Here is a 9432-nt window from a genome sequence, read left to right as displayed (position 1 = left end):
CACAATGTTAATGAATCAAACAAGATAGAGCATCCCGATTTCAATCGGGACGGCAAAGGCTCGAATCCTTTCGCGCTCACTTTAAGACTCACCAGAAATAGCAGGCCTTTTTTGTTTTTAGAAGCTTACACTTCTTATTTTATAATCCAACAATGTTAATGAATCAAACAGGATATAGCATCCCGATTTCAATCGGGACAGTCAAAGGTTTGAATCCTTTCGCGCTAACTTTAAGACCTACTGAAAACAATAAGTCTTTTTGTTGTATTTAAATCTTTCACAGCAAATTCTAATACATCTCCGGTTTAATGGTATAAAAACAATATGTACTGACATGTCTCATTGACTTTTATTCTCATCTTCATTCCCATTTACACCTAATAACTTTAGAAAATAGTGAGCCATGCCAGACAATAAAATTATTTTTCACCCCTTTCTTAAACCTCGCACAAACCAGTCGCAACAGCAATTTCTATTACAAAACCTATATACTGCGCGCAAACCATGAATATACATCATATATACAACCTCCTAATTCACCTTCACAGACAAGGGGTAAAAATAGTATGATGTATCTGTGATGTATTCTCTTATTTCCTTAATTCTTTTTTTTTTTTCAAATTGCACCAGATTATCGATTCTAAAACACAAGATTGATCAAAAAAAACTTAATGATGCCTACAGGTGGGGTTAATAATCCCACCTGTTTTTTCACCAATGTTAGCCTTAATTACAAAGAATTAATAAGCTGCAGTTTACAGTATAATGAAATTCACTTTTACCTTGCATTATATCGAATTCCTGTATTACCCTTAATACAATATTTATTCTACAACCATGAAATCTTTGAAAAATTTTAATAGAATAATCTACTGCCTTATTTTTATATGCTGTTGTTCTAAACTATTTTCACAGCATCACAGTATACAGCAAATAGATACTTTACTCATAAAAACAAATGAGGAACTCAGAACCCAAATATCCAACAAGGATCTGATCATTTGGAATCAAAAAATTATAAAAGAAGCTATTCAAAATAATTATCCTAAAGGAGAAGCCTGGGGTTATGCTAATATTGCGAATCGCCTCTGGCTGGTAGGAGAATTTAAAAAGGCTATAGAATACCTGAACTACGCAGAGGAAAAATCAAAAAAGATTAATGATGACTTTCTTGCCGGGAAAATTAATCAGGAGTATTCACAGGTTTACAACAGGATGAATCTACCTAAAATGGCTTTAGATTATAATTTAAAAGCCATGAGATCTGCTTTAAGATTAAAAAAAGATAATCAGGATTGTCGTTTTTTTTTACGGTATGTTTATTCAACCCGAGCCGTTTATTTCAACGGAATTGAACGGTCTGATTCCTCACTTATCTATCTCCACAAGGCAATGAAAATAGATCCTAATCCTTTAGACATTGGACATGTAGCCTACCATTATACACAATACAATTGGAATTTAGATTCAGCCAACTACTATTTTAAAAAAGCATTTAATCAACTGGAAACCAAAAGATTTAAGCATAATAAATACCAGAGAGCAGTAGTTTTATATGATTATGGTAGTTTTATGCAAGTTCAGAAAAAAAACAATGAGGCTATTGATGCTTTCACAAAATCTGCTGCACTGGCAAAAGAAATCAACCGACCTCAGCTGGTTTTAAGTAATTACAAATTACTTGCTTCAGTGTATAAAGAGCTTAAAGAAGCTGATAAAGAAGTTGAATATTTAAACAAAGCAACCTCACTAAAAGATAGTATAGATAATGATCAAAGCAAAGCTATCACATTAGCCTTTAATAAAATATCCAAGAAAGAAGAAGAAGAAAAAAAACAAAAAACTAAATTTCAGACCGCTTTATGGTATGGAGGAATTTCATTGTTAATCGTTACAGTATTGTCTCTTTATTTTTATCTGCAGATTAAAAAAAAGAAAAAAAGGCTTATCGAAAGCAAAACAATTATTCTACAGCAGGAAGAAGAAGCAAAAATTCTCAAAAGAAAGCTCAATGAAAATCATGATCAGCTCATTCAGCTGGCAAAGAAAAACAGTGCTGGTTTTTTAGCATTATTTCAGGAAACTTACCCTGAGGTTTCCCAGCTGCTTTTAAAAATCAATCCTTATCTTTCCCTCTCCGATTTATCTTTCAGTGCTATGATATTCCTGGGGTTCTCTTCAAAAGAAATTGCACAGTATTCTTCCATGGAGCACAGATCTGTGCAAACGAAGAAATACCGCTTACGCAAAAAACTAAATCTTGAAGCAGAGACTGATCTCTATCAATTTATCAGATCAATATCTGAGGTTCAATAAATATGATGGTGATTATCTTCGAAGTAATAAATGAGTTTAATCCTGATATTAAATTAAAAGTCCCTCAACCGTAATTGAGGGATTTTTAATTTAATAAATATTGATTTTATTTCAATTTATAAGTATTGCCATTCCAAAGATAAGTTTTGGAAGAATATTTTTTCTTCTCTCTTTCTTTTTCATCTACTTCCATATCTTCCACTTTTAAAATAAATGCATTGGGAATTCCACCTTTATCATTAGGAAAAATAAATTCTTCACTGTGATAGAAAGCACCGGCATCCCCTACGTTTGTTAATTGCGGAAGAGCAATCAGTTTTTTATCTTTAAAAAGAACATACTGATCATAGCCTGCAATTCCACAGGCTTCTCCGGAAACCATTGCTTTTAAGGTGAATTCAACATTCTGCAGTTTATGATTGCTTTCTATAGTGAATGCTGCTGAACTTAGCTCCTCTCCTCTTCCTGTATCAAAATACACCTCATCTATAAGTGTATTTCCTTCCATTACTTTTATTCCGGCGATGTTTTGCTTTTCAATCTGATTGAATTCTTTATTCTTCCTGTCAATTGTTTTAGAAAGCCCAAAGAGGAAATCATAGCCGTTTTTGTTACGGTATCCTACACAAAGATTACCTCCCCAGACATATCCTTCCACTGTATTTTCTCCCTTCTGATAAGAGATCTTATACCAATTAGCATTTCTTTCTCCCAGTTTCAGGACTGCATTTTCTTTTGTAAGAATCATGACCTGTTGATTGGTCTGCAGTGAGTCAATAATCTGAGCATTCACTCCGGGATCTGATCTTACGCGGGTCCAGTCTGTAAAAATCTTTTGCGTTTTATTTTCCTCAAACCCAAAGATTCCATCTGCATATACTTCATTTTCCTGAGCTGTAAAAAGTTGCAACATCATTAAAAATAAAGCTGTCCATAAAGTTTTCATATTCGTATTTTGTTTTTGGTGCTATTTTTCAAGAAGAAGGCTAACCCATTCTTCACGCTGTAACTGCTTTTTCAATTCAAGACCGCTTTCTTTACATACTTCCAGAATATCATCTACATCAAAGAAACACAATCCTGAAAGCAGCAGTTTTCCACCGTCATTTAAAACTGAAACATAGGTTGGGATGTCTGAGATCAGGATATTTCTGTTGATATTGGCTAAAATGATATCATAATTCTCTTTTCCTAAATTTTCGGCAGTTCCCTGTTCAATATCAAGTTCTACATTATTTCTTACGGCATTTTCTTTGGAGTTTTCTACTGACCATTCATCAATGTCAATTGCTTTTGTATCTCCCGCGCCTTGCTGCTTTGCATAAATGGCCAGTACGGAAGTTCCGCATCCCATATCCAGTACTTTTTTACCATTGAAATCAATATCCATCATTTGCTGGATCATCAGGTGGGTTGTAGGGTGATGTCCTGTTCCGAAAGACATTTTAGGTTGAATGATAATTTCATGCATTCCCGGTACAGATTCATGGAACTCAGCTCTGATCAATACTTTATCATCGATATTGATTGGAGAGAAATTCTTTTCCCATTCTTCATTCCAGTTGATGTTTGGCATTTCTTCGAAAGAATACTCGATTTTTACGTTTTCGTTTTCAAAAATTGGAAGGGCTTTCAACTGATCTTCCTGAAACAAATCTGTCTGGATATATCCTAAAATTCCGTTAATTTCTTCTGTAAAGCTGTCAAAGCCTATTTCTATAAGCTCTGCCATTAATATCTCGTTCCAAGGTTGCAATGGAGAAATCTTGAAATTGAATTCTAAATAATTTTGCATGTGACTAATTTGCTGCAAAAATACTAATGTTATTACGGTAAAAAAAATGATGGAGTCAATTTTGGCTGAAACCGGGGATTTTTATATTTTTTTTAATTGTGGATGTGGTAAAAAGTTTATTTGGGAAGTTTTTTCCCACAGATTGCATGGATGACACAGATGATTGCGCATAGTATATTCAATAGAGGCGGGCTTTAGCCCGTCTTCAAAATCATGACAAATTCCATTGGCTTTAGCCAAAACTTATTATAAAAGATTAGAGACAAATTCCCGGGTTATTTTTTGAAAGGTAATGTAGATTTTTTTGAAAAGTGAAAGATTACAAGTTTTGACTAAAATCATATCGTGCTGATTAAAAGAAAAGCTGAAACCGGGGAATTGTATGTTTTCTTAGCATGGAAATGCATTGAAGAATCTCATATTTTTAACTATGAATAAATTTTTCCTTAGTCAGAATAGCACTTTGGAAATAGTCCGCTTTATGGAATGAATGTTATGGAAAAGTTTATTGGGAAGTTTTTTCCCACAGATTACACGGATGACACAGATGATTGCGCATAGTATATTCAATAGAGGTGGGCTTTAGCCCGTCTTCAAAATCATGACAAATTCCATTGGGCTTTAGCCAAAACTTATTATAAAAGACTAGAGACAAATTCCTGGGTTATTTTTTGAAAGGTAATGTAGATTTTTTTGAAAAGTGAAAGATTACAAGTTTTGACTAAAATCATATCGTGCTGATTAAAAGAAAAGCTGAAACCGGGGAGTTGTATGTTTTCTTAGCATGGAAATGCATTGAAGAATCTCATATTTTTAACTATGAATAAATTCTTCCTTCGTCAGAATAGCACTTTGGAAATAGTCCGCTTTATGAAATGAATGTTATGGGAAAGTTTATTTGGGAAATTTTTTCCCACAGATTACACGGATGACACAGATGATTGCGCATAGTATATTCAATAGAGGCGGGTTAAATCCCAACTTATTAAAAAATTTGAATAAATATTAGGATTGTTTTTTGAGAAGCTAAAAATTCTAAGTTTTGACTAAAGTCATATTGTGCTGATTAAAAGAAAAGCGGGCTAAAGCCCGCTCCTATTGAATTTTATCATTCAAGTTAGGTTTAAATGTCCTTCGCCGAAAGCTTTAAACCTTAAACATTAAATTTAAACTCTTAAGGATTTGTAGAGAAAATAGAACCATTTGCGATTAATGCTCTTCTGTTCATTTTCAGGATATCTCTTACCCATTCTGCAAAGTCTTCAGGCTGTAATACTTTATCAGGATTTCCGTCCGTAAGACCTCCCTGAATGCTCATATCTGAAGCTATGGTACTTGGAGTCAGAGTAATTACACGGATGTTTTGTTTTCTCCATTCTGCCATCATCGATTGAGAAAGAGATACTACGGCTGCTTTTGAAGCTGCGTATGCCGACATATTAGGGCCACCTTTCAGACCTGCAGTGGAGGCTACATTAACGATATCACCTTCTCCTTTAGCTTTCATAAATGGATAAGCTGCCTTGGCTGCATAATACACTCCGAAAAGATTGGTTTTAATAACCTGCTCCCATGTTTCGGAAGGCATTTCTTCAATGGAACCAAAGTCTCCGATTCCTGCGTTGTTGATTAAAATATCAATCCCTCCCAATTGCTCTGCTAAAGATTCTATTCCAGCTTTTACCTGAATTTCATTGTCTACAGAAAATACTGCGTAGGCGGAATGTACTCCTAATTTTTTGATTTCTTCAACCGTCATTTTAAGGTTCTCCTCGTTTCTTCCTGTAATGGCAACGTTTACTCCTTCATTGGCTAAAGCTAATGCTACAGCTTTTCCTAATCCTCTTCCACCACCTGTTACAATGGCATTTTTTCCGTTTATATTCATAGTAATGATACTTTTCTTGATACAAAGTTACGAAAGAACATTTTTACGAAGCATTGAAAACATAGATTTAACTTATATTTTATTTAACCACAAAAGTCACAAAAGATGATTAACATTGTGAAATTTAAAAGTTGTAATCACTCTTCATAAAAGTCCACCTAAGATGAAACATATATTTTTTTATATAAAACCTATGTGTACTTTATTAAGCTTAAAATTACAGCTTAAAAAAATTGAGTTTTTAAAAACTTTTGTGACTTTTGTGGTTTATCTATGCTTCATCAAAAATTAAAACCGGCTCATAAGAACCGGTCTCAAAATCTAAAAAAGGTATAGTAAAAAAAATAAAGCTTAAGGAATCTGGATTGAATTCTGTACTTCAAACTCTTCTGAAGCTGAAAATTCATTTCCGTACATGTCAACAGCTTTCACCTCAACTTTATGTTTTCCCAATGATAATTTCTTAGGAAAATCAGCTTCCCAGATGTGCTTTGACATTTCAGGGTTGGAAGGTCTTCTTCCGGGAAAAATTTTATCTGTAGAATCCCATTTGAAAACGGAAAGGGCAAAGTTCGGGTCTATGGTTTCATCATATTCCATTTCTTCCCATTTTCCTCCGTCTATTCTGTATTCTACTTTGTCTTTTTTGCTTCCCATGAAGAAATTAGCCAATACTTTGGCAGAGGTTCTTGAGGAAGGAATTACTTTCGGAACATACAACTTGATCTGATAATCTTCCGGTTTTCCGGCTGTTCTGTATTTCACTTTATACTGATTGTCTGTAAAGCTGATGAAAGAATATCCTTTTGCCGTTCCGTCTCTCATGGTGGAAGTAGGAAGCCCTGCATCATCCGGTGTTCCTGAATACCAGTCGCCACAAGTAGTTCCTACATTATATTCGTGCAGTTCTTTGATTCCGTTCCAGCCTGCTTTTTTTCCATAGAAAATCTGCTGTTGAATATGCGTATGTGCTGATAAAAGCAATACATTCCGGAAAGGATTTAAGAAATCAAATAATTTCTGACGGTCTGCATTTCTGAAATTGTCTTCGTTGTTATGCTCCAGCGGAATATGGAAAGAGATCACGATCAGTTTATTTTTATCAACCAGTTTCAGATCGTTTTCAATAAACTGAAGCTGGTCTTCACGGAACCCACCCCAATATCCTTTGCCGTCTCTCGGATCCGGGTAAAGAATGTCATCCAGAATGATGAAATGTACATTCCCATAGTTAAAAGAGTAATTGGCTGGACCAAAATTGGATTCAAAGGTTTCGTCAGAAAGCCTATCTTCTTTTGCATCATAGTTCATGTCATGGTTTCCCATCACATTATACCAGGGCAGTCCGACTTCTTTCATAACATCTGCATAAGGCTTCTGAAGACTTAAATTATCTCCTACCAAGTCTCCCAGACTGATTCCTAATACTGCATTTTTCTTCGTATTCTTCACTTCATTTACAATTCCTCTTTTGAAGTAATCCAGTTCTTTTTCTGTGTAAGGCTGTGGATCTCCGAAAACAAGGATATCAAAATTTTTGTCTTCATTTTGCTTATAAAGCGGGAAATCCAGTTCTTTAGGAAGATCGCCTGTAGGAGTTACCCCTTTGTATTTAAAATCTGCGGGAGATCCTTTTGGCTTATGATGATAATAAAACTGTGGAAGGTTGTTCGCATTTAAAGCAGTCTGATATCCTGAAGGCTTGATGACAAAAATAGTCTGATCTTCCTGAACCGGAAGACTGTATCTACCGTTTTTATCGGTAAGAACTACCTGAATGCCATTAGAAATAGCTACGCCTTCAATTCCTTTTTCGCGGTTTTCTTTCTTTTGATTTTTGTTGCCGTCTTCGTATACATATCCGGAAACAGAGGTTTGTGAGAACGCCATTGCTGAAACCAGCATACAAGGCATTAAAAGTTTTATATTGATACTCATTTTTTAATCTTTAAATTATTTTCAATTTTTAAATTCAATTTGTTATTTATTCCACCACATTTTCACGTTGATATTGTCTCCTCCCATCGATTGTACGGCCGCGTTATAATTATCTGTATTCATCACTTTTGTAGCGGTAGGATACATGAATCTCACAGGCATTTGCCCGCCGTTCTGAAGCCCTCCGTTATTAGGAAGTACCGGAAGTTTTGTACGTCTGTATTCATACCACTGCTGATGGTCAACAAAAAACAGGGAAATGTATTTCTGAAGCATAATTTTTTCCAGAGAACCGTCATAAGCTACTTTAGGATTGCTGAAATAATTGGCCGGAACTGTTGCGCCCCATTGTTCAATAATAGATTTCACTCCTGTTTCGTAGTAGGTCTGCTGGTTTCCCGCGATGATTCCTTTATTGACTAATTCTGCCAGGATAAACTGAACTTCAGAATAGGTCATGATTAAAATCTTTAAAGGTGCTTTCGCCAGATTCTGGTTCAAATTAGAAGGCTGATAATTGAAAGCTGTTCCCAAAGCGTATCCGGAAGGAGCTCCTTTATAGCCAAGATCTTCTCCTGATGTTGCTTTCGCTTTTGTAAAAAACATACTCAGTCTAGGATCATTATTATCTTTCATGGCATTCACAAAGAATTCACCTGCTGCCCTGTACGCTGTAAAATCCTGTGGACGGGCTATTGGAGGCAGGTAAGGAGATATTCCGGAAAGAGGCAGCACGGCACTGTCTGTGTTATTCTGGAAAATTGGATATTGAGCGGGATTATTGACAATTTCCTGGATTCTTTCGTATACATTCACTTCTCCGTTCCTGCTTAGTATTCTGGTTAACAACCTTAATGAAAGAGAATTACAGAATTTTTTCCATCCTAAAATCCCGGTCTGGCTGTTGGTATTGGCATTATAAAACAGATCTGTTTCCGTTAATGCCTGATTGGTATTGAACAATGAGTTGGCTGTTTTCAGGTCATTTAACAGCTGGATGTAGACCTCTTTCTGCTTATCATATTTCGGTTTTAAAATATTTTCTTCAACTCTTAATGCTTCAGATAAAGGTATATCACCAAAAGCATCAGTAAGGTTGGAAGCAATCCATGCATTCAGGACCATTGAAATAGCCAGGTAATTATTATTCTGTTCTTTGGCTGCATATTTTCTCAGGTCACTTACCTGCTTAAGCCATCTGTAGGAAGTATTCCAGTAGCCATTGCCACTTTTTTCGTCCATATAATATCTGCTGTAGGAATTTCCTTCATTGGGAAAGTCTAAAGCAATCTGCATGATATCAAAAGTGAAATCATCTGCCCTGTTGTAGCCATAACTTCCCATTTCATACTGGATGGGAGCAAGAAGGCTGCCAACGGAAGGGTCTTTAACCTTACTGGTATCTGTATTCATTTCATCGAATGTTCTGTCACAGGATTGAAGCATGAAAACAGAAACTACCAATGTCAGATGTATGATTATCTTTTTCATTTTT

The 9432-nt window shown here is 35.3% G+C and carries 6 protein-coding genes; 1 reads left to right on the top strand and 5 read right to left on the bottom strand.

Going from position 1 to position 9432, the window contains the following annotated elements; translation table 11 throughout:
• Positions 1-846 precede the first annotated feature (846 nt).
• Positions 847-2316 (top strand): helix-turn-helix transcriptional regulator, encoded by a 1470-nt coding sequence (locus tag FB551_RS00120; RefSeq protein WP_142013869.1) that lies wholly within the window; start codon positions 847-849, stop codon positions 2314-2316.
• 106 nt (positions 2317-2422) lie between these two features.
• Here the strand turns inward: FB551_RS00120 and FB551_RS00115 are convergent, their stop codons facing one another.
• The 5 genes from FB551_RS00115 to FB551_RS00095 all read right to left on the bottom strand — a co-directional run bounded on the left by FB551_RS00115 (position 2423) and on the right by FB551_RS00095 (position 9428).
• A complete protein-coding gene (locus FB551_RS00115; RefSeq protein WP_142013866.1) occupies positions 2423-3262 on the bottom strand; it encodes an SH3 domain-containing protein in 840 nt (279 codons plus the stop codon).
• Between the two features lie 21 nt (positions 3263-3283).
• On the bottom strand, positions 3284-4111 hold the full coding sequence (prmA, locus tag FB551_RS00110; RefSeq protein ID WP_142013864.1) for a 50S ribosomal protein L11 methyltransferase: 828 nt from the start codon (positions 4109-4111) through the stop codon (positions 3284-3286).
• Positions 4112-5285: 1174 nt separating this feature from the next.
• Positions 5286-5999, bottom strand: a complete 714-nt coding sequence (locus tag FB551_RS00105) for a 3-ketoacyl-ACP reductase (protein ID WP_062676455.1) — start codon at positions 5997-5999, stop codon at positions 5286-5288.
• Between the two features lie 351 nt (positions 6000-6350).
• On the bottom strand, positions 6351-7913 hold the full coding sequence (locus FB551_RS00100) for a calcineurin-like phosphoesterase C-terminal domain-containing protein (RefSeq protein WP_142018036.1): 1563 nt from the start codon (positions 7911-7913) through the stop codon (positions 6351-6353).
• 66 nt (positions 7914-7979) lie between these two features.
• A complete protein-coding gene (locus tag FB551_RS00095; protein ID WP_142013862.1) occupies positions 7980-9428 on the bottom strand; it encodes a SusD/RagB family nutrient-binding outer membrane lipoprotein in 1449 nt (482 codons plus the stop codon).
• Between the last annotated feature and the right edge of the window lie 4 nt (positions 9429-9432).

Source organism: Chryseobacterium aquifrigidense, assembly GCF_006716485.1.
Classification (GTDB): Bacteria; Bacteroidota; Bacteroidia; order Flavobacteriales; family Weeksellaceae; genus Chryseobacterium; species Chryseobacterium vietnamense.
Note: the sequence above shows the minus strand (reverse complement) of the source record. Positions and strands in the feature narration are given on the sequence as shown.

Excerpts from the sequence above, each read along its gene's own strand:
- prmA (WP_142013864.1), bottom strand. The coding sequence starts at position 4,111 with ATGCAAAATTATTTAGAATTCAATTTCAAGATTTCTCCATTGCAACCT.
- FB551_RS00095 (WP_142013862.1), bottom strand. The coding sequence starts at position 9,428 with ATGAAAAAGATAATCATACATCTGACATTGGTAGTTTCTGTTTTCATG.
- FB551_RS00115 (WP_142013866.1), bottom strand. The coding sequence starts at position 3,262 with ATGAAAACTTTATGGACAGCTTTATTTTTAATGATGTTGCAACTTTTT.
- FB551_RS00100 (WP_142018036.1), bottom strand. The coding sequence starts at position 7,913 with ATGCCTTGTATGCTGGTTTCAGCAATGGCGTTCTCACAAACCTCTGTT.
- FB551_RS00105 (WP_062676455.1), bottom strand. The coding sequence starts at position 5,999 with ATGAATATAAACGGAAAAAATGCCATTGTAACAGGTGGTGGAAGAGGA.